The following is a 21845-nucleotide window of genomic DNA, read 5'->3' as shown; positions in this document are numbered from 1 at the left end:
CCTTTTGCCATGATTTATCCCAATTATGTTTTACAGGAAAACAAAAAAATTGTTGAGCAGCCCGCCATAGGGCGGGCTGATATTGCTATTACTTACCGCGAGCGCTGATCACTTCGTCAGCCACGTTCTTTGGAGCTTCAGCATATTGCTTGAATTCCATCGTGTACGTAGCGCGACCTTGTGTTTGCGAACGCAGGCTGGTCGAGTAACCGAACATCTCGGCCAGAGGAACCTCGGCCTTGATGACCTTACCACCACCAACCATATCGTCCATACCCTGAACCATACCGCGACGGGAGGACAAGTCACCCATCACTGTACCGGCGTATTCCTCAGGGGTTTCAACTTCTACAGCCATGGTGGGCTCCAGCAGAACTGGGGCAGCCTTGCGCATACCATCCTTGAAGGCCATCGAAGCGGCCATACGGAAGGCGTTTTCGTTCGAGTCCACATCGTGGTACGAACCGAAGAACAGCGTAGCCTTGACGTCAACCACTGGGTAGCCAGCGACCACACCTGCGGACAGGGTTTCGCGAATACCTTTTTCAACGGCAGGAATGAATTCGCGAGGAACCACACCGCCCTTGATGGCGTCAACGAACTCAAAGCCGCCGCCTGCTTCCAGGGGCTCCAGCTTGAGGACAACGTGACCGTACTGACCACGACCACCGGACTGTTTGACGAATTTACCTTCGATTTCGTCGCAAGTCTTGCGGATAGTTTCGCGGTAAGCCACTTGTGGTTTACCCACGTTGGCTTCCACGCCGAATTCACGGCGCATACGGTCTACCAGAACTTCCAGGTGCAGCTCGCCCATACCGGAAATAATGGTCTGGCCGGATTCTTCGTCGCTGCTGACACGGAAAGAAGGATCTTCCTGAGCCAGACGGGACAAGGCCACGCCCATTTTTTCCTGGTCGGACTTGGTTTTTGGTTCCACAGCCTGCGAAATTACGGGCTCTGGGAACTCCATGCGTTCCAGAATGATGTGCTGACCGGCGTCACACAGGGTTTCACCTGTCGTCACGTCTTTCAGACCCACCACGGAAGCGATGTCACCAGCAACCAGTTCTTTCAGCTCGGCACGGTTGTTTGCGTGCATCTGCAAGATACGGCCGATACGCTCTTTCTTACCCTTGATAGGGTTGTAGACCGTGTCGCCCGAACGCAGAACGCCCGAGTAAACGCGTACGAAAGTCAATTGACCAACAAAGGGGTCAGTCATCAGCTTGAACGCCAGAGCGGACATAGGCTCTTCGTCGTTGGCTTTACGATGAATGACCTCACCGTCATCGTCCGTACCTTCGACAGGTGGAATATCCACTGGCGATGGCAGGTAGTCGATCACGGCGTCCAGCATGCGCTGTACACCCTTGTTCTTGAACGCGGTACCGCACAGCATTGGCTGAATTTCGCAGGCAATGGTACGTGTACGCAGACCCAGGTTGATGTCCTCTTCGGAGAGATCACCGTTTTCCAGGTACTTGTTCATCAGGTCTTCGCTGGCTTCAGCAGCCGACTCGACCATTTTTTCGCGCCATTCTTCGGCCGAAGCTTGCAGCTCGGCAGGAATGTCGGTGTATTCAAACTTCACGCCGTTGCTGGCTTGATCCCAGATGATTGCTTTCATCTTGATCAGGTCAACCACGCCTTGGAACTCTTCTTCAGCGCCGATCGGGATAACGACAGGCACGGGGTGGGCTTTCAGACGCAGCTTGAGCTGGTCGTAAACCTTGAAGAAGTTAGCGCCAGTACGGTCCATCTTGTTGATGAAGGCCAGACGAGGCACGCCATACTTGTTGGCTTGACGCCATACGGTTTCCGACTGAGGCTGAACACCACCCACCGCGCAGTAAACCATGCAAGCGCCGTCCAGCACGCGCATGGAACGCTCAACTTCAATAGTGAAGTCAACGTGACCGGGGGTATCAATGATGTTGATACGGTGTTCTGGGTAATTGCCCGCCATACCACGCCAGAAAGCAGTGGTAGCAGCCGAGGTAATGGTGATCCCGCGCTCTTGCTCTTGCTCCATCCAGTCCATGGTGGCCGAACCTTCGTGGGTTTCGCCCAGCTTGTGGTTCACACCGGTGTAGAACAGGATGCGCTCGGTAGTGGTCGTTTTCCCGGCGTCGATGTGAGCCGAGATACCGATATTGCGGTAGCGCTGAATGGGGGTTTTGCGGGCCATGGTTATATGTCCTCAGATTACCAACGGAAATGGCTGAATGCTTTGTTAGCATCGGCCATCTTGTGCGTGTCTTCACGCTTTTTCATTGCACCGCCACGGCCTTCGGCCGCATCGGACAATTCGCCGGCCAGGCGCAAGTCCATCGATTTTTCACCGCGCTTTTTAGCGGCTTCGCGCATCCAGCGCATGGCCAGAGCCAGACGACGGACAGGGCGCACTTCGACAGGAACCTGGTAGTTAGCACCACCAACACGGCGGCTCTTGACTTCAACAACAGGTTTTACATTATTGATGGCAGCATTAAACACTTCGAGCGGATCTTTGCCGGTTTTCTGCGCAATTTGTTCCAGCGCGCCATAAACAATACGTTCGGCAACAGCTTTCTTGCCGGACAGCATGACCACGTTCATGAATTTGGCCAGCTCAACGCTGCCAAATTTTGGGTCAGGTAGGATTTCACGTTTGGGTACTTCGCGACGGCGAGGCATTTTAATTTCCTTGTGACTATTCAGTTGAACCGCTTTTCGCGGTCTCGGTCATTCATGACAAATGACCACTTACCTACCATGGCACTCAGACCACGGTTGCACGGATCCAGATCAGTGAACTGATCGATGGATACATGGATTACTTGGGACGCTTGGCGCCGTACTTGGAGCGGGCTTGTTTACGATCCTTGACGCCTTGCAGGTCAAGAGCACCGCGAACAATGTGGTAACGCACACCTGGCAAGTCTTTAACACGACCACCACGGACGAGAACGACCGAGTGCTCTTGCAGGTTGTGGCCTTCACCACCGATGTAAGAAATGACTTCGAAGCCGTTGGTCAGACGCACTTTGGCGACTTTACGCAGAGCGGAGTTAGGCTTCTTGGGGGTCGTGGTGTATACACGAGTGCAAACACCGCGGCGTTGTGGGCAGTTCTCGAGCGCAGGGCTCTTGCTGCTAACGCGGCTGACTTCGCGCGGTTTACGCACGAGCTGGCTAATGGTTGGCATGACCTTTACGTATCCTATAACGTACTTTACGTACTGGTTGACGTATATGTTTTGAAAAACGCCGTCCAGTTGGCGGGTATTGAAACCCTGGACCGGAAGCGGCATTGCGCAATACCACTCCCCATAAAACACGAAAAAGAGCGGTCTTGCACATGGCTTGGGCTTGATTTCAAGCACTAAAAAAGTGCCCGCAGCCCCTAAATTCAGGGCTGCCATCAAATTACTGCAAGGTGTACCGGCAAAGGATCCTTAAAGTAAGCTCTAAAATTTACCACAGTAAACCCTTATAGGTCAACGATTTGGACACCAATCCGGCAGTTTCCCGTTGTCACGGCACACGCATGGAAGCACTTGGTCACTCGCTATCTACATATCGTTATACTGCAGGGCTATTGCACTTCTGCGACAAGGACAATACCCATGATCATCGCTTCCCTGGAAGACGACCTCGTCCAGGCTGAACTGATTGCCCGGATCCTGACCGAGGCTGGCTATGAATGTCGCTCCTTTCATCAAGGAAAGGACCTGCTGGCCGCTCTGGCCAAGCCACATAATTTCGGTTTATTGCTACTGGACTGGGAACTGCCGGACGTCAGCGGCCTGGATGTGTTGCGTTGGGTTCGCACCACACTGGGCCATGCCCTGCCCGTCATATTCCTGACCAGCCGTACCCAGGAAGAGGATCTGGTCACGGGTTTGCAGGCCGGAGCCGACGACTATATTAATAAGCCCGTACGCAAGGGAGAGCTGGTTGCGCGCGTCAATGCCGCTGTGCGCCGTCTGGATCTGAGCACCTCGGCCACTCAGGACAGCCGCTTTTCGTTTGCAGGCTACGATATCTTTCCTGAACAAGGCCATATTGTGCTGAACGGTGAAACCGTTACTCTGGCGCCCAAAGAATTTGAATTGGCCCTTTTGCTGTTTCGCAACCCCGGCCGCCTGTTCTCGCGTGATGTTTTAAGCTCCGCGGTCTGGAACCGGGAAATTCCGGCCACCTCCCGTACGCTGGACACTCACCTGTCCAACATACGCCGTAAACTCCAGTTGCGACCCGAAAACGGGGTACGCCTGACGGCGTCTTACGCCCTGGGCTATCGCCTTGAACTTTTGACCGACCCTAGCTGATTTCTATGATTACTTTGCGTATCGCCGCGCCTCTCGTTTGCGGCCTGATTTGGGGTGGCGTCGTGTCAGCCCAACCTTCTGGCGCCCGCGGCGAAAATTTTGTCTATAAAGTGCTGGCCGGTGACACCTTGCTGGGCATCTCCCAGACCTACACCCGCCAGGACCGCAACTGGTCCGAAATTCAGCGACTGAACGCGGTGGCCGATCCCTACCGTCTGCCTATTGGCAAAGAACTGCACATCCCATTTCGCATGATTCCGGAAGTGCCCGCCCCCGCCCGTATCACTCACCAGACCGGCCAAATTCTTGTGAACGGTCAAGCACTGGGTGCAGGAACGACTCATTTGCAAGAAGGCGACCTGATCCGCACAGGCAGCAATGGCTACCTGACGCTGGAGTTGCAAGACGGCAGCCAACTGAGCGTACCCGCACAGGCATCCTTGAGCGTGGCTCGCATGCGTGCCTTTGAAGGCACCGGCCTGACCGACTCGATCATCGCTCTGGACGATGGCGACGTGGAATCACGCGTTTCCCCGGAAAAAACCGGCGTAGGTCGCTTTGAAGTCCGCACCCCTGTCAGCATTACCGGTGTACGTGGCACCGAATTGCGTGTGCGTACTCAACAAGGCATGGCTCACAGCGAAGTGCTGGAAGGCCGCGCAGAATTGGGAACCCAGCAACGCAGCACCCCCACCGCCCTGAAGCAGAATCAAGGGGCCGCTGTAGGCACAGATGGCAAGATCATGGCGCTGGAGCCTTTGTTGCCCGCTCCGCAGATCTCCACGCCCGAGCGTCGCGGTGGCCAATGGAACAGCACGATTCAGGCCGTGCCCGGTGCCCAGGCCTATCTGGTCCAGACCTCTACCGACCCGCAAGGTGCCAAGCTGCTGTCGCGTAACATTACGACAGATACGGATATTCAGTTCGGTGCCTCGCGTCCCGGCACGTACTACGTTACCGTTCGTGCCATTGACCGCCATGGTCTGATGGGCCCGGACACAATCGAAAGCTTTGAAGGCGCAGCCAGCCTGACCAGCTCGGATGGTCAAGCCGTGGTCAGCAATTTTGGCGATCCAATCCTGCTCTCTCAGTTCGAGTAGCTAAACGGCGTACGGCATGAGCAGCCCAGCCCCCAGAAACAACAAGCTACTCTCTGACCGGATTCGGAAAGAGTGGCATCTGGTTTCGGGCTTGCTGATGCTGCTGACCTTATTGTTCAGCTCCCTGCGTGACGACTTCGCGCTGGGCAAGCTGAACAACCTGATTTACGACTTCACCATGGCAGCCGCTCTTCCACAGGCTGCGCCCCCGGATATTGTCATTGTCGCCATCGACGACTACAGCATCGCCAATCTGGGCTTTTGGCCCTGGCGACGCATCAACCATGCCCAACTGCTAGGCCGTCTTGAACAGGCTCGTGCTGTCGGCATCGATCTGGTTTTTCAGGAGCCCAACCCGGCTTACCCCGATGATGACCTGGCTCTATCAGAGGCCATACATCATCACGGACGCGTTGTGCTGCCAATGATCTATGACACTCAGCGGCAGGCCGTGCATACCGCCATTCCCGTGCTCAGCCAGGCAGCCAAGGCGTCGGGCTACATCAATATCGAACCTGATTCAGATGGGGTAGTGCGCCGTGTCGCCCTGCAGCAGACGACCCCCTTGGGCCGTGTGCTACCGCACTTCACGATTGCCATGTTGATGACAGGCGGAGATGTGGATCTGGCCCTGCAAGCTCTGGACTCCAGTCAGAAAGACATTCCCCACATTCCCTTTCTGGGCCGCAGCGGTCACTTTCGGACCGTGCCTTACTTCAATGTCCTGAACGGCGATATTCCGCCCTCTTTCTTCAAGGACAAGTATGTGCTGGTGGGAGCCTGGGGCAGTGGACTGGGCGATACCTTTCCTACCCCTTTGTCCAAAGCCGGCATGAGCAGCATGTCGGGCGTTGAGATCCTGGCCAATACCTTGCAAGCCGTACGCAGCAATCATTGGGTGCGCACCCCACCGGCCTGGTTCATTGCGCTGGCCAGCTGCCTGCCAGTCCTGCTGGCATGTCAGGTTCTGATCTATCTGTCGCCACGCGCCACCTTGCTGAGCCTGATCGGGCTGGTCTTTGCGATCCTGCTGGTGAACTGGATCGCCATGCATGGCTTCAATCTGTGGATTCCGCCACTAGCCAGCCTGATTACTGTTCTGTTGGCCTACCCGCTATGGCACTGGCGCAGTCAGGAGGCTGCCCTGAATCAGGTGACCGAAGAACTGAACAAGCTGCAGCTGGAATACCCGGATGTCAGAACTGCTCTGAACGAGCGCTTATCAGGCTTAAGTACACGTAACCTGCCTCATCGTCTGACCCAGCTGCATAAATCCATCAATCTATTGCGCCAGACCCAGACCAAGCGTGAAGAAACCTTGCGCTTCATTTCGCATGATATGCGGGCGCCCCAGAACTCCATCCTGGCACTAACGAGCTTGCAACGTCAGGATGACAGCAAACTGCCGCCAGATCAGTTTCTGCACAAGATGGAAGGCTATGCCGAACAAACGCTGGAACTGGTGGACAACTTCATCAGCCTGGCACGGGCCGAAGCCATGGAAATGGTACTGAGCCCGCTGAACCTGTTTGATCTGCTGGCAGACTGTCTGGATGACGCTTGGGCCAGCGCCAGCAAGCGCTCTATCAGCCTGAACTTGAACGACTCGGAGCTGGTCTGGGTGAACGGCAATGCGCCCATGCTGCGCCGCGCCTTTACCAACCTGATTCAAAACGCCATCAAGTACGGACCGGATGGCAACCAGATTGATATAGACCTTGTGCTGGGCAACAACAGCGTTCAGGTATTCGTCAAAGATCAGGGCTGGGGAATTCCGGCAGAAAATCAGGCGACGATTTTTGAGCCTTATCATCGAGCCCACGAAAATACCGAAGGTGCACCTTCGGGTAGCGGACTAGGTTTGGCCTTTGTGAAAACCGTGATCAACAAACACGGCGGGGATATTGTCCTGGACAGCACGCGTGAGCAAGGCTGTACCTTTATCGTCTCCCTGGCCACGATTACTATCTCTGATGAAGACTGAATTCTGGCGCGATGCCGCCCTGCCCTATGTAGAAAGCCGACGTGCTTGCAACAGCCGGATCTGCTATCAGGAACACAGCCACCCCACCTACTCGATTGGCGCCGTTGATGGCGGTGGCAGCGTCTTTACGGGCGCACCCGGCGGCCCGGTCCAGCTTGCACCAGGCTCTCTGGTCTTTGTCCCTGCGCACCGCAGCCATGCCTGCAATCCTTTGCCAGATCAGTCCTGGAGCTATCAGATGCTGCATCTGGATGCGGGGTGGCTGGAGCAGCTTTGGCAGGAAAGTACAGAGTTCAGACTTCAAGCCCAGGAGCCCATCCGCGTTAGTCACGAGCCGCTGCTTTATGCAGCCTACTGTGACTTGAACTCGCTCTTGTTTTCAGCCGCTCCTCTACTGAGTAAAGAAGCAGCCCTGATCGACTTTTTGCTGCACCACGGCTCAGCCCAATCCCAGCCTTTGGCACCCGCTCCCCCACCTAGCCCCATCTTGCAGAAAACCCTGGATCGCTGGGTTGAAGGCCAATTAGCCACTATCCCCCTGCACGAACTGGCCCAGGAAACCGGTTTTAGCCGCTACCAGCTGATTCGCGCCTTTCGTCGCCATACCGGCCTGACTCCACAGCGCTGGCAATTGAATCAACGTATCAATCTTGCCCGAAACGCCCTGCGCCAAGGTGACGAGCTGGCTGATATTGCCTATCGCCTGGGCTTTGCCGACCAAAGCCATTTTCAGCGTGTCTTCAAGCACTACACCGGTGTCACTCCGGGCCAGTACCGCAGTTAAAGCGCGCGCACTTTTATTCAATACGGCACCCACGCTTCTGGTCACACTGCAGTTTTGCTCCTGGACGTACCGCCGTGTCCTTGTTCTTGCTGATCGCCAGCACCCATTTCCTGGCCCTGCTTTCCCCCGGCCCCGATTTTTTCCTGATCGCCCGCAGCACCCTGGCCCATGGACGCTGGGTCGCAAGCGGAGCGTGTGCCGGTGTCGCCCTGGCCAATGGCCTGTACATCAGCCTGGCACTAACGGGCTTTGCCCGGATAAGCACTGGCAGCCCTCTCTTTGTGCTGCTACAGGGCGCTGGAGGACTGTATTTACTGTACTTGGGCGTGACGTTCCTGCAGGTAGCCCACCACACTGCTGGGCAAAGGATCAAGGCCTCTGAAGCCTCTACAGGTGGCTGGTGGCATCACGCTCTGCTTGGTCTGCTCTCGGGGCTGCTGAATCCCAAGAACGCCTTGTTTTACGCCAGCCTGGCCTCCGTACTGGCCAGCAGCCGCGCTGGCACCGGCCTGCACATCTTGCTGGGTCTGTGGATGTTTTTAATTGTTCTGCTCTGGGACTTGTTCATCACCGTTCTGATCGGGCACCCGCTTTGGCAGCAGCGTATACAAAAGCACTTGCCACGTATCGAACAACTCTGTGGCCTGCTGTTGTGCCTGATTGCCGCTGCCGCCCTCTTCAACGTGGCTCAACACTTGGTCACAAACTAAACATCCCGAAAAGTGAAACCTGATCTGCACCGCCGTCAAGCTACCTGAAGGTGATAGAGTGAGGCTGTTAGAGCCACATCAAACGATGGGAAAACAAATCATTTACGGTCTCGGACGCGGCGATATAAGCCGGTAAAATAGTCCGGGTCTTTGTTTTGTTAAGCACCTTGAGTGCGCTACAGTCTATGCTGTAAGACCGGAACAACACCCCCCGTGTCCCGTTCCTTTTTTTGTCAGTTTTCAAGGAGTTACTAGAATGTTTGCCAAAATCGCTTTCACAGCCGTTCTTGGATTGGCCAGCGTGCCTGCTTTTGCTGCTTGCGACGTTACCATCGAAGGCAATGACTCCATGCAGTTCAACACCAAGAGCATCGTTGTTGACAAGACATGCAAGGAATTCACAATCAACCTGAAACACACTGGCAAGCTGCCTAAAGCAGCCATGGGCCACAACGTCGTTATCTCGAAGAAAGCCGATGAAAGCGCTGTTGCTACCGATGGCATGAAAGCCGGTCTGGACAACAACTACGTTAAAGCCGGTGACGAACGCGTGATCGCTCACACTGACGTGGTTGGCGGTGGCGAAAGCACCTCCGTAACCTTTGACGTCTCCAAGCTGAAAGAAGGCGAAGACTACGCATTCTTCTGCTCCTTCCCAGGTCACTGGAGCATCATGACTGGCGAAATCAAGCTGGGTAGCTAAGCGCATCCGCTTGTAGCCGCCAGACGGCCATAAAAAATCCCCACGTGGCCTTGGCCATGTGGGGATTTTTTTTAGCTCGAACTATCTGGTTTTAACCAACTACCTGAAGGTAGCGGCCCACCCTGGATAAGCAGGGTGGGGAACCACTAAGTCTTGCTTATTCCTGATCGCCCTCTGGGGCTGCAGGTTGCTGCTCGGGCTCGGAGGCTCCGGACACAAAGACCGGATCTTCCGAAGGCTCAGGAGCCGATGCAAACGGGTTTTCCAGTTCACGGGCTGCTTTGCGCTCTGCCACTTCAAAGGCTTCTTTTTCCTTGCGGGCGGAATGGAAGGCCATACCGGTACCAGCAGGAATCAGACGACCCACGATCACGTTTTCTTTCAGACCACGCAGATCGTCGGTTTTGCCCATGATGGCCGCTTCGGTCAACACGCGGGTGGTTTCCTGGAAGGAAGCCGCCGAGATGAAGGAGTCGGTCGACAGCGAGGCCTTGGTAATACCCAGCAGCACGTTTTCGTACGTAGCTGGAATACCGTTTTCGGCCAGAACGCGATCGTTCTCGTTCAGCAGTTCGGAGCGTTCAACCTGTTCACCCGTGATGAAGTTGGTATCACCGGCATCCACAATGTTCACGCGGCGCAGCATCTGACGAACAATCACTTCAATGTGCTTGTCGTTGATCTTCACACCCTGCAGACGGTAAACGTCCTGCACTTCGTTAACAATGTAGTTGGCCAGCTTCTCGATACCCTTCAAGCGCAGGATGTCGTGCGGATCGGCTGGGCCGTCCACAATCATCTCGCCCTTGTTCACCACTTGACCGTCGTGAGCCAGAACCTGTTTTTCCTTCGGAATCAGGAACTCGTGGCTGACGCCGTCCAGGTCGGTAATGACCAGACGCTGTTTGCCCTTGGTGTCCTTACCGAAGGAAACCGTACCTGTAACTTCGGCCAGCAGGCCGGCGTCCTTGGGCGAACGAGCTTCGAACAGTTCGGCCACACGTGGCAGACCACCGGTAATGTCTCGAGTCTTTTGCGATTCCTGAGGAATACGCGCCAGAATCTCACCCACGGACACTTGCTGACCGTCGCGAACGGTAATCAGCGCGCCCACCGGGAAGGAGATATTGACCATGTGATCGGTACCAGCGATCTTGATCTCCTGACCTTGCTCGTTCAGCAGCTTGATCTGAGGACGCATGGTGATCTTGCCACCACGTGTCTTGGGAGTGATCACAACCAGAGTCGACAGACCGGTCACTTCGTCCACCTGACGAGCCACGGTCACGCCTTCTTCGATGTTCTCGAAGCGAACGGTACCGGTGTACTCGGACACGATAGGACGGGTCAGCGGATCCCAGCTTGCCAGACGCTGGCCAGCCTTGATGGCTTCACCATCGCCCACCGTAATGGTGGCACCGTAAGGCACTTTGTGGCGTTCACGTTCACGACGGTTGTCGTCAAAAATGACGATTTCACCGGAACGGGAGATCGCAACGCGTTCGCCCTTGGCGTTGGTCACATAGCGCAGACCAATTTCAAAACCGACCGTACCAGCCGTCTTGGTTTCCACCGAGCTTGCCAGCGCTGCACGCGAAGCCGCACCACCAATGTGGAACGTACGCATGGTCAGCTGAGTACCCGGTTCACCGATGGACTGAGCAGCGATAACACCGATGGCTTCACCACGGTTAACCAGCATACCGCGGCCCAGATCGCGACCGTAGCAGCTTGCGCACAAGCCGTGACGGGTTTCGCAAGTCAGCGGAGTGCGGATCTTGACTTCATCAATACCCAGGTTGTCGATCAGGTCGACCAGGTCCTCGTTCAGCAAGGTGCCGGCGGGGATAACCAGTTCCTGATTGTCAGGGTTGACGATGTCGGTCGAGGCCACACGGCCCAGAATCAGATCGCGCAGGGGCTCGATAACCTCACCACCATCCAGGATGGCTTTCATGGTGTAGCCGCCCTTGGTACCGCAATCGTCTTCGGTAATGACCAGATCTTGAGTCACGTCGACCAGACGACGAGTCAGGTAACCGGAGTTAGCCGTCTTCAACGCCGTATCGGCCAGACCCTTACGAGCACCGTGAGTCGAAATAAAGTACTGCAGTACGTTCAGACCTTCACGGAAGTTCGCGGTAATAGGCGTTTCAATAATGGAGCCATCAGGCTTGGCCATCAGACCACGCATACCAGCCAGCTGACGAATCTGTGCAGCCGAACCACGAGCACCGGAGTCCGCCATCATGTAGATGGAGTTGAAGGACTCTTGACGTACTTCTTCACCAAAACGGTTGGTCACTGGCTCGGAAGCCAGTTGCTCCATCATGGCCTTACCCACGCGGTCACCGGCTTTGCCCCAGATGTCCACTACGTTGTTGTAGCGTTCCTGAGCGGTCACCAGACCCGAGGAGTACTGCTTGTCAATTTCTTTAACTTCGTTGCTAGCCTGAGCCAGGATGCTTTCCTTGACGACAGGCACAACCATGTCATTCATGGCGATGGAAATACCACCACGAGTTGCCAGACGGAAACCGGACTGCATCAACTTGTCGGCAAAAATCACGGTGGCACGCAGGCCGCAGCGACGGAAGGACTGGTTGATCAGACGCGAAATTTCTTTCTTCTTCAACGCACGGTTCAGTGCGGTGAAAGGCATGCCCTTGGGCAGAATTTCGGACAGCAAGGCACGGCCAGCAGTCGTTTCGTAACGCTTGATGGTCTTGACCCACTCACCGTCTTCGCCCTTCTCGAATTCTTCGATTCGGACGGTCAGACGAGTTTGCAGCTCGACTTCCTTGTTGTCGTAGGCGCGCTGAACTTCAGCCACGTCGGCCATGAACAAGCCTTCGCCCTTGCCGTTTACCAGTTCGCGGGTCGCATAGTACAGACCCAACACGATATCCTGGGAAGGAACGATGGATGGTTCGCCGTTGGCGGGGAACAGCACGTTGTTGGAGGCCAGCATCAAAGTGCGCGCTTCCAGCTGGGCTTCCAGCGACAGCGGCACGTGAACGGCCATCTGGTCACCGTCAAAGTCAGCGTTAAAGGCGGCACACACCAGGGGGTGCAGCTGAATCGCTTTACCTTCGATCAGGACCGGTTCAAAAGCCTGAATACCCAAACGGTGCAGCGTAGGCGCACGGTTCAGCATCACGGGATGCTCGCGGATCACCTCTTCGAGGATGTCCCACACCACCGGTTCCTGGCTTTCCACCAACTTCTTGGCTGCCTTGATGGTCGTAGCCAGACCCATCAATTCCAGACGGTTGAAGATGAAAGGCTTGAACAGCTCCAACGCCATCAGCTTGGGCAGACCGCACTGGTGCAGCTTCAACTGAGGACCCACCACAATCACGGAACGACCGGAGTAGTCCACGCGCTTGCCCAGCAGGTTCTGACGGAAACGACCGCTCTTGCCCTTGATCATGTCGGCCAGGGACTTCAGTTGACGCTTGTTGGCGCCGGTCATGGCTTTACCGCGACGACCGTTATCCAGCAAGGAGTCCACGGACTCTTGCAGCATACGTTTTTCGTTGCGCAAGATGATGTCCGGTGCCTTCAGTTCCAGCAGACGCTTCAAACGGTTATTACGGTTGATAACGCGGCGGTACAGATCGTTCAGGTCGGAAGTGGCAAAGCGGCCGCCGTCCAGCGGTACCAGCGGACGCAGGTCCGGTGGCAGCACGGGCAGCACTTCCATGATCATCCAGTCTGGCTTGATGCCGGATTTCTGGAAGCCTTCCAGCACTTTCAGACGCTTGGAGATCTTCTTGATCTTGGCATCCGAGCCGGTGGCTTTCAGTTCGGCACGCAGGCGCTCGACTTCGCGATCGATGTCGATCGTACGCAGCAGTTCACGCACCGCTTCCGCGCCCATCAGGGCGTGGAAGTCGTCACCGTACTCTTCGGTCTTGGCCAGGAAATCGTCGTCGGACATGATCTGACCGCGCTTGAGCGGGGTCATGCCAGGTTCGATTACGCACCATGCTTCAAAGTACAGCACGCGCTCGATGTCACGCAGGGTCATGTCCAGCACCATGCCCAGACGGGATGGCAGGCTCTTCAGGAACCAGATGTGAGCAACCGGGCAGGCCAGTTCAATGTGACCCATGCGCTCGCGACGCACCTTGGAGACGGTGACTTCAACGCCACACTTCTCGCAGATGACGCCACGGTGCTTCAGGCGCTTGTACTTGCCGCACAGACATTCGTAGTCCTTGATGGGACCAAAAATCTTGGCGCAGAACAGACCATCGCGCTCGGGTTTGAACGTGCGATAGTTGATGGTCTCTGGCTTGCGGACTTCACCGAAAGACCAGGACCGGATTTTCTCGGGCGAGGCGATGCCGATCTTGATGGCATCGAACTGCTCGTCCTGAGTGACTTGTTTAAAGAGATCGAGTAGCGCTTTCATTATTTACGCTCCAAATCCATGTCCAGGGACAAGGAACGGATTTCCTTGACCAGAACGTTAAAGGACTCCGGCATACCGGCGTCGATCACGTGGTCACCCTTGACAATATTCTCGTAGACCTTGGTACGGCCGGCGATGTCGTCGGATTTAACCGTGAGCATTTCCTGCAGGGTGTAGGCGGCGCCATACGCTTCCAGCGCCCAGACTTCCATCTCCCCGAAACGCTGACCACCGAACTGCGCCTTACCACCCAGCGGCTGCTGAGTAACCAGGGAGTACGGACCTGTCGAACGAGCGTGCATCTTGTCATCGACCAGGTGATGCAGCTTCAGGTAGTGCATGTAGCCTACGGTGACCATACGCTCAAAGGCTTCGCCGGTACGACCGTCAAACAGGCGAACCTGCGTGCGGTGTGGTGCCAGCTGCAGTTTCTCGGCGATGTCGTCAGGGTAGGCCAGACGCAACATCTGGTCGATTTCCTGCTCGGTTGCACCGTCGAACACTGGCGTAGCCAATGGCAGACCTTTCTGCAAGTTGGTGGCCATGTTCATCACTTCGTCGTCAGTCAACTCGTTGATGCGAGTCTTCTTGCCGGCAGTGTTGTAGACCTTGTCCAGGAACGCGCGCAGTTCGGAAACCTGCACGTTCTTTTCTTCTTGCATCATGTCGTTGATGCGGTGGCCAATACCTTTGGCAGCCCAACCCAGGTGAACTTCCAGAACCTGACCCACGTTCATACGCGAAGGCACGCCCAGCGGGTTCAGAACGATGTCCACAGGGGTACCGTCAGCCATGTGCGGCATGTCTTCCACGGGAACGATGCGGGAAACCACACCCTTGTTACCGTGACGGCCAGCCATCTTGTCACCAGGCTGCAGACGACGCTTAACAGCCAGGTAAACCTTGACCATCTTCAGCACGCCAGGAGGCAGCTCGTCGCCTTGAGTGAGCTTCTTGCGCTTTTCTTCAAAAGCCAAGTCGAACTGGTGACGCTTTTGCTCCAAGGATTCCTTGGTGTGCTCCAGCACCAGTGCGTGTTGCTCGTCTGCCAGACGGATGTCGAACCACTGCCAGCGATCCAGATCGTTCAGGTAATCAGCAGTCAGCTCGGTGCCCTTGGGCAGTTTGCGTGGACCACCGTTGACGGTTTTGCCGACCAGGAACTTCAAGGCACGGTCAAAGGCGTCGTCTTCAACGATTTGCAGCTGGTCGTTCAGGTCCTGACGGTAGCGACGCAGTTCATCATCAATGATGGACTGAGCACGCTTGTCACGCTCGATACCTTCACGGGTAAAGACTTGAACGTCGATCACCGTACCGACCATGCCCGAAGGCACGCGCAGGGAGGTGTCTTTAACGTCAGAGGCTTTTTCACCAAAAATGGCGCGCAGCAGCTTTTCTTCCGGCGTCAGCTGGGTTTCACCCTTGGGTGTCACTTTACCGACCAGCACGTCGTCGGCACGCACTTCGGCGCCGATGTACACAATGCCGGAATCGTCCAGACGGTTCAGCTGAATTTCGGACAGGTTGCTGATATCGCGGGTGATATCCTCAGGTCCCAGCTTCGTGTCACGGGCAACAACCGTCAACTCTTCGATGTGAACCGACGTGTAGCGATCGTCAGCCACGACCTTCTCGGAGATCAGAATCGAGTCCTCGAAGTTATAGCCGTTCCAGGGCATGAAGGCGATCAGCATGTTCTGACCCAGAGCCAATTCGCCCAGGTCAGTCGATGCGCCGTCAGCCAGCACGTCACCACGAGCCACGATATCGCCACGTTTGACGATAGGACGCTGGTTGATGTTGGTGTTCTGGTTGGAACGGGTGTACTTGGTCATGTTGTAGATATCTACACCGACCTCGCCAGCCACGTTCTCGTCATCGTGCACGCGAATAACCACGCGCTGTGCGTCAACGTCTACAACCACACCGCCACGACGGGCCTGTACGGTGGTACCCGAGTCAACAGCAACAGTACGTTCGATACCGGTACCGACCAAAGGCTTCTCAGGGCGCAGGCACGGAACTGCCTGACGCTGCATGTTGGCGCCCATCAGTGCTCGGTTGGCGTCATCGTGCTCCAGGAACGGAATCAGCGAAGCAGCCACAGACACGATCTGCGAAGGAGCCACGTCCATGTAATGGATGTTCTCTGGCGCAGTCATCATGGTTTCGCCAGCTTCTCGGCAGGCAACCAGATCGTCAGCAAAGGCACCGTCTTCGGTCAACTCGGCGTTAGCCTGAGCGATGACGTAATTGCTTTCTTCAATAGCCGACAGGTAATCGATCTGTTCACTGACCTTGCCGTCAACAATCTTGCGGTAAGGCGTTTCCAGGAAACCGTACTCGTTCAGACGAGCGTACAGCGCCATGGAGTTGATCAGACCAATGTTTGGACCTTCAGGCGTTTCAATCGGGCACACGCGACCGTAGTGGGTTGGGTGCACGTCGCGCACCTCAAAGCCCGCACGTTCACGAGTCAGACCACCAGGGCCCAGTGCCGAAACACGACGCTTGTGCGTGATCTCGGACAGCGGGTTGGTTTGGTCCATAAATTGCGACAGCTGGCTGGAACCGAAGAACTCCTTGACAGCCGCAGAGATGGGCTTGGAGTTGATCAGATCGTGCGGCATCAGGTTTTCGGTCTCGGCTTGGCCCAGACGTTCCTTGACGGCACGTTCCACACGCACCAGACCGGCGCGGAACTGGTTTTCAGCCAATTCGCCCACGCAACGAACACGACGGTTACCCAGGTGATCGATATCATCGATCTGACCGCGGCCGTTACGCAGATTCACCAGCACCTGAATGGTGTCCAGAATGTCTTCGTCGGTCAGGGTCATGGGACCTTCGATGCTGTCACCACGGCCCAGACGGCTGTTCACCTTCATGCGACCCACGCGCGACAAGTCGTAGGACTCTTCGCTGTAGAACAGACGGTTGAACAAAGCCTCAACCGCTTCTTCGGTTGGTGGCTCGCCGGGACGCATCATGCGATAGATCGCGATGCGGGCAGCATTGGAATCCGCTGTTTCGTCCGTGCGCAGGGTCAGGGAGATAAAGCCGCCCTGATCCAGTTCGTTGACGTACAGAGTCTCGAAATCACGCACATTGGCTGCGCGCATTTCGGCCAGAATGGATTCGGTAATTTCGTCGTTGGCGTTGGCAATCACCTCGCCGGTTTCGGCGTTGATGATGTTCTTGGCCAGCACACGACCCAGAAGGAAATCTTCCGGGATGGAGATGTATTCGATCTTGGCTGCTTGCAGGTCGCGCAAATGCTTGGCATTGATACGCTTGTCCTTTTCAACCAGTACACGACCGTCGCGGTCGGTAATGTCGAAACGGGCAACCTCGCCCTTCCAGTGTTCTGGAACGAATTGCAGCTTGCCACCTTCCTGATGCAGTTCGATGTGATCGAACTCGAAGAAGTGGGCCAGGATCTGTTCTGGCGTCAGGCCAATGGCCTTCAGCAAGATAGTCACAGGCATCTTGCGACGACGGTCGATACGGAAGAACAGAATGTCCTTGGGATCGAACTCGAAGTCCAGCCAGGAACCACGGTAAGGAATCACGCGAGCCGAGAACAGCAACTTGCCCGAGCTGTGCGTTTTACCGCGGTCGTGTTCAAAGAACACGCCGGGGGAACGGTGCAGCTGGGAAACGATGACTCGTTCGGTACCGTTGATCACAAAAGAGCCGTTATCAGTCATCAGGGGCATTTCGCCCATGTAGACTTCTTGCTCTTTTACTTCCTTGACGGTAGGCTTGCTCACCTCGCGGTCCATAAGGACCAGACGAACCTTCGCCCGCAAGGGGGAAGCATAGGTCAAACCACGAAGTTGACACTCTTTGACGTCGAACACCGGCTCGCCGAGCGTATAGCTCACGAACTCTAGCCGCGCCATTTGGTTATGGCTTACTATTGGAAATATGGAACTGAAAGCTTCCTGCAAGCCTTCAACCTTACGCTGAGAAGGCAGCGTGTCCTTCTGCAAGAAGGTTCTGAAAGAATGCAGCTGGGTAGCCAACAGGTAAGGAACCTGCTGTACGTCTTCACGTTTGGCGAAGCTCTTGCGTATGCGCTTTTTTTCGGTGTACGAATAAGGCATGAGCACTCCGACTCAAGGGTTACACGGACCGTCAACCACGGCCCTGGTTTACGACTCTAAAAAACCCGACTTTCTACAATACTAATTAAAAATCATGGGTTTTCTGGAAACGCAAAAGCCCGGGAAGGCTTGAAACGCATTCCCGGGCATCTATCGATACTCTTACTTGAGCTCGATCTTGGCGCCAGCTTCTTCCAGCTTCTTCTGAGCGTCTTCAGCATCAGCTTTGGACAAGCCTTCTTTAACAGCCTTAGGAGCACCGTCAACCAGGTCTTTGGCTTCTTTCAGGCCCAGACCGGTGATTTCGCGCACAACTTTAATGACGCTAACTTTGTTTGCGCCAACGTCAGCTAGGAACACGGTGAATTCGGTTTGCTCTTCAGCGGCAGCAGCAGCGCCACCAGCAGCAGGAGCTGCAACAGCAACAGCGGCGGCAGCAGCCGACACACCGAATTTTTCTTCCATTTCTTTGATCAGCTCGGACAGTTCGAGCACGGACATTGCGCCGATGGCGTCAAGGATTTCAGCTTTAGTAGCCATTTTTAAGAACTCCAGATATTAGGTAAATGCCAGGTTTGGTTGTCGTTCGCAACGACGAAGTTTCCTGAAGGAAAACTGCTTACGCAGCTTCTTTCTGATCGCGCACAGCCGCCAGGCCGCGAACAAACTTGGTGGGAACTTCGTTAAGCGTACGCACAAAAGTAGCGATAGGTGCTTGCATGGTGCCCAGCAGTTTCGCCAGCAATTCTTCGCGCGAGGGCATTGTGGCCAGAGCCTTAACACCATCAGCATTCAGAACGCTATTGGGCAGCGCACCGCCCATGATGACCAATTTGTCATTGGTCTTGGCAAAATCTGCAACGACTTTCGCCGCAGCAACGGGATCTTCACTGATGGCGTACATCAGAGGACCCACGAGCTGGCTGGAGATACCGTCAAACGAGGTACCTGCCAACGAACGACGAACCAGGGTGTTTTTCAACACACGCAGGTAGACGCCAGACTCACGCGCTTTTTTGCGCAATACGGTAGCAGAAGCGACGTCCAGACCACGGTACTCGGCGATAATGATCGATTGGGCCTTTGCCAGTTCGGCAGTGACTTCTTCGATGACTACCGCTTTCTCTTCACGATTGAGACTCACGGTTGAACACTCCTTCAAACGATGTCGGGAAGGCTTCCCAACATCAACCGAATGCGGCGCACCTGGACGAGTTCTATAACGAATTCTTCCACGGGCGCCGTCTACGTTGGATGGGACGTTCTGCCCCGATTAAGCAGTGAGATGACAAGTCAGCCAACTGCTCCAACGGTCTTTGACAGCAGTGACCCTGTAAACAGGATCACAGCCCAAAGTTCTTTTTTTCTAACTGTTGATTAAACAGTCAGAGATGCAATTTCAACACGTGCACCGCCACCCATGGTGGAGGACACGGCAACCTTGCGCAGGTAAACACCCTTGGCAGCGGCTGGACGAGCCTTGTTCAAGGCGTCAACCAGGGCAACCAGGTTGGTCTGCAGCTGTTCAACGTTGAACGAAGCGCGACCAATGGTGCTGTGAATGATACCGGCCTTGTCGGTGCGGTATTGAACTTGACCAGCCTTGGCGTTCTTAACAGCCGTAGCAACGTCAGGAGTCACAGTACCAACCTTAGGGTTTGGCATCAGGCCACGAGGACCCAGAACCTGACCCAGGGTACCGACAACACGCATGGTGTCAGGCGAAGCGATCACAACGTCAAAGTCCATTTGACCGGCTTTGATTTGCTCAGCCAGGTCGTCCAGACCCACGATGTCAGCACCAGCTTCACGAGCGGCGTCGGCTTTTTCGCCTTGGGCGAAAACGGCAACACGCACGGTTTTACCGGTACCAGCAGGCAGAACCACGGAGCCACGGACCAGTTGGTCGGACTTACGAGGATCAATGCCCAGCTGAACAGCGATATCGATGGATTCGTCGAACTTGGCAGTGGCAGTATCTTTCACCAGGGCCAGAGCTTCGGCCACAGGGTAGAACTTGTTGCGGTCGATCTTGGCAGCAATAGCGGCTGCGCGTTTGCTTACTTTAGCCATGACTTACACCACCCCTTCAACGTTGATGCCCATGCTGCGAGCGCTACCAGCGATGGTACGCACAGCGGCGTCCAGATCGGCAGCGGTCAGGTCGGGTTGTTTGGTCTTGGCGATTTCTTCAGCCTGAGCGCGGGTCAGCGTACCGACTTTATCCACGTTAGGACGTGCAGAACCGGATTTGATACCAGCAGCCTTTTTGATCAGGATGGTTGCTGGAGGAGTCTTCATGATGAACGTGAAGCTCTTGTCAGCAAAAGCGGTGATCACCACAGGAATTGGCAGACCGGGTTCCAGACCCTGTGTCTGGGCGTTGAACGCCTTGCAGAATTCCATGATGTTCAGACCGCGCTGACCCAGCGCTGGACCGATTGGAGGGGATGGGTTTGCCTTACCAGCTGGGACTTGCAGCTTGATAAAGCCGACGATTTTCTTCGCCATGCTTAGCTCCTTGCGGGTGATGACGCCTGGCACATGATGCGACAGGCTTCCCGGGGGTTGTAATTAATCAGGTCTTTTCGACTTGATCGAAATCGAGTTCAACGGGGGTGGCGCGACCGAAAATAGTAACGGTGACACGAACCTTGTTTTTCTCGTAGTTAACTTCTTCGACGTTACCGTTAAAGTCTGCAAACGGACCGTCCTTGACGCGTACCAGTTCGCCAACCTCGAACAGCACTTTGTGCCGTGGCTTCTCAACGCCCTCTTCCATTTGCGACAGGATTTTTTCCACTTCGCGCTCGGATATGGGAGCGGGACGGTTACCGGAACCGCCCAAAAAGCCGGTGACTCGCGGCGTACTTTTTACCAAGTGCCAGGTTTCGTCGGTCAAGGCCATCTCGACCAGAACGTAACCAGGGTAAATACGTCGCTCTGTAATTGATTTCTTGCCGTTCTTTACTTCAACGACTTCTTCCGATGGAACCAGAATGCGACCAAACGCTTCTTGGAGATCAGCGCGTTCAATGCGCTCCACCAGAGCTTTGTGCACGCTTTTTTCCATGCCGGAATAAACGTGAACCACATACCAGCGTTTGCTCATGTGTGCCCTTTATTTCCAGCCCAGCAACAGGCCATAAATGATCCAGCCGAGCCCTTTGTCAATCAGCCACAACAAGATGGCCATAACGGCAACAAACACAAAGACGATACCCGTCATTTGCGTTGCTTCTTTACGGGATGGCCAGTGAACGCGACGCACTTCCGTGTAGGCATCACGAGAAAAAGCGACCAGGCGGCGGCCTGTATCGCTAAACCAGATGATCAATACGGCGACGATTAAGCTGGCAACAAATACCCCAGCGCGAACCAGTGAATTTTGGCCATCCAGAACGGAATAGCCAACAATACCGGCGGCGACGACTAGGACCGCTAGGCCCAGCTTGATGCGCTCGGAACCTCGGTTAACGGTTTCTACGTTGGTATTCGACATATTCCGACGAGTGACGCCACGCGAGGTGGTGGCGAGTGACTGTGGTGGCAGGGGCAGAAGGAATCGAACCCTCAACCTTCGGTTTTGGAGACCGACGCTCTGCCAATTGAGCTATACCCCTATACCTTGACAAACCGTAGCGCGCTACTTAGCTACGTTTGGCTTTTAGGCAAAAGAGGATATTAACCTCTTTCGCCCAAAATTACTACTCTTTT

General features: G+C 55.3%; 17 protein-coding genes and 1 tRNA gene. 6 read left to right on the top strand and 12 right to left on the bottom strand.

Going from position 1 to position 21845, the window contains the following annotated elements:
* Nucleotides 1–88: 88 nt before the first annotated feature.
* The 3 genes from fusA to rpsL all read right to left on the bottom strand — a co-directional run bounded on the left by fusA (nt 89) and on the right by rpsL (nt 3190).
* Nucleotides 89–2191, bottom strand: a complete 2103-nt coding sequence (gene fusA, locus OSH04_RS19620; RefSeq protein ID WP_035269563.1) for an elongation factor G — start codon at nt 2189–2191, stop codon at nt 89–91.
* Nucleotides 2192–2208: 17 nt separating this feature from the next.
* On the bottom strand, nt 2209–2679 hold the full coding sequence (gene rpsG / locus OSH04_RS19615) for a 30S ribosomal protein S7 (protein ID WP_035269562.1): 471 nt from the start codon (nt 2677–2679) through the stop codon (nt 2209–2211).
* 139 nt (nt 2680–2818) lie between these two features.
* On the bottom strand, nt 2819–3190 hold the full coding sequence (rpsL, locus tag OSH04_RS19610) for a 30S ribosomal protein S12 (protein ID WP_003800872.1): 372 nt from the start codon (nt 3188–3190) through the stop codon (nt 2819–2821).
* Between the two features lie 420 nt (nt 3191–3610).
* Here rpsL and OSH04_RS19605 point away from each other — a divergent pair, with 420 nt between their 5' ends.
* The 6 genes from OSH04_RS19605 (at nt 3611) to azu (ending at nt 9596) form a co-directional block, all read left to right on the top strand.
* Nucleotides 3611–4315 carry a response regulator transcription factor gene (locus OSH04_RS19605; protein WP_009464199.1) on the top strand — a complete coding sequence of 235 codons (705 nt, stop codon included), beginning with the start codon at nt 3611–3613 and terminating at the stop codon, nt 4313–4315.
* Between the two features lie 5 nt (nt 4316–4320).
* On the top strand, nt 4321–5415 hold the full coding sequence (locus OSH04_RS19600; RefSeq protein ID WP_083055336.1) for a FecR family protein: 1095 nt from the start codon (nt 4321–4323) through the stop codon (nt 5413–5415).
* 16 nt (nt 5416–5431) lie between these two features.
* On the top strand, nt 5432–7399 hold the full coding sequence (locus OSH04_RS19595; RefSeq protein WP_266109101.1) for a CHASE2 and HATPase_c domain-containing protein: 1968 nt from the start codon (nt 5432–5434) through the stop codon (nt 7397–7399).
* Entirely contained in the window at nt 7389–8183 is a 795-nt protein-coding gene (locus tag OSH04_RS19590) for an AraC family transcriptional regulator (protein ID WP_035269558.1), read from the top strand. Before OSH04_RS19595 ends, OSH04_RS19590 begins: the two co-directional genes overlap by 11 nt.
* A gap of 74 nt (nt 8184–8257) precedes the next feature.
* Nucleotides 8258–8893, top strand: coding sequence for a LysE family translocator (locus OSH04_RS19585; RefSeq protein ID WP_035269556.1), 636 nt, complete (start codon nt 8258–8260; stop codon nt 8891–8893).
* Between the two features lie 256 nt (nt 8894–9149).
* A complete protein-coding gene (gene azu, locus OSH04_RS19580; RefSeq protein ID WP_035269554.1) occupies nt 9150–9596 on the top strand; it encodes an azurin in 447 nt (148 codons plus the stop codon).
* 157 nt (nt 9597–9753) lie between these two features.
* Here the strand turns inward: azu and rpoC are convergent, their stop codons facing one another.
* The 9 genes from rpoC to OSH04_RS19535 all read right to left on the bottom strand — a co-directional run bounded on the left by rpoC (nt 9754) and on the right by OSH04_RS19535 (nt 21751).
* Nucleotides 9754–14016, bottom strand: coding sequence for a DNA-directed RNA polymerase subunit beta' (rpoC, locus tag OSH04_RS19575; RefSeq protein WP_035269553.1), 4263 nt, complete (start codon nt 14014–14016; stop codon nt 9754–9756).
* Nucleotides 14016–18128, bottom strand: coding sequence for a DNA-directed RNA polymerase subunit beta (gene rpoB, locus OSH04_RS19570; protein WP_022983337.1), 4113 nt, complete (start codon nt 18126–18128; stop codon nt 14016–14018). Before rpoB ends, rpoC begins: the two co-directional genes overlap by 1 nt.
* Before the next feature lie 162 nt (nt 18129–18290).
* Nucleotides 18291–18668, bottom strand: a complete 378-nt coding sequence (gene rplL, locus OSH04_RS19565) for a 50S ribosomal protein L7/L12 (RefSeq protein WP_003800851.1) — start codon at nt 18666–18668, stop codon at nt 18291–18293.
* Between the two features lie 79 nt (nt 18669–18747).
* Nucleotides 18748–19272 carry a 50S ribosomal protein L10 gene (gene rplJ, locus OSH04_RS19560; protein WP_009464320.1) on the bottom strand — a complete coding sequence of 175 codons (525 nt, stop codon included), beginning with the start codon at nt 19270–19272 and terminating at the stop codon, nt 18748–18750.
* A 233-nt stretch (nt 19273–19505) separates the two neighbouring features.
* Entirely contained in the window at nt 19506–20201 is a 696-nt protein-coding gene (gene rplA / locus OSH04_RS19555) for a 50S ribosomal protein L1 (RefSeq protein WP_026484874.1), read from the bottom strand.
* Nucleotides 20202–20204: 3 nt separating this feature from the next.
* Nucleotides 20205–20639, bottom strand: a complete 435-nt coding sequence (gene rplK, locus OSH04_RS19550; protein ID WP_009464323.1) for a 50S ribosomal protein L11 — start codon at nt 20637–20639, stop codon at nt 20205–20207.
* Nucleotides 20640–20706: 67 nt separating this feature from the next.
* Nucleotides 20707–21240 (bottom strand): transcription termination/antitermination protein NusG, encoded by a 534-nt coding sequence (gene nusG / locus OSH04_RS19545; RefSeq protein WP_009464325.1) that lies wholly within the window; start codon nt 21238–21240, stop codon nt 20707–20709.
* 9 nt (nt 21241–21249) lie between these two features.
* Nucleotides 21250–21630 (bottom strand): preprotein translocase subunit SecE, encoded by a 381-nt coding sequence (gene secE / locus OSH04_RS19540; protein ID WP_009464327.1) that lies wholly within the window; start codon nt 21628–21630, stop codon nt 21250–21252.
* Between the two features lie 45 nt (nt 21631–21675).
* Nucleotides 21676–21751: transfer RNA gene (locus OSH04_RS19535), tRNA-Trp, on the bottom strand.
* Nucleotides 21752–21845: the final 94 nt, after the last annotated feature.

This window comes from Alcaligenes nematophilus, assembly GCF_026344155.1.
Classification (GTDB): Bacteria; Pseudomonadota; Gammaproteobacteria; order Burkholderiales; family Burkholderiaceae_B; genus Alcaligenes; species Alcaligenes phenolicus.
This window is presented reverse-complemented; position numbering and strand designations above follow the sequence as displayed.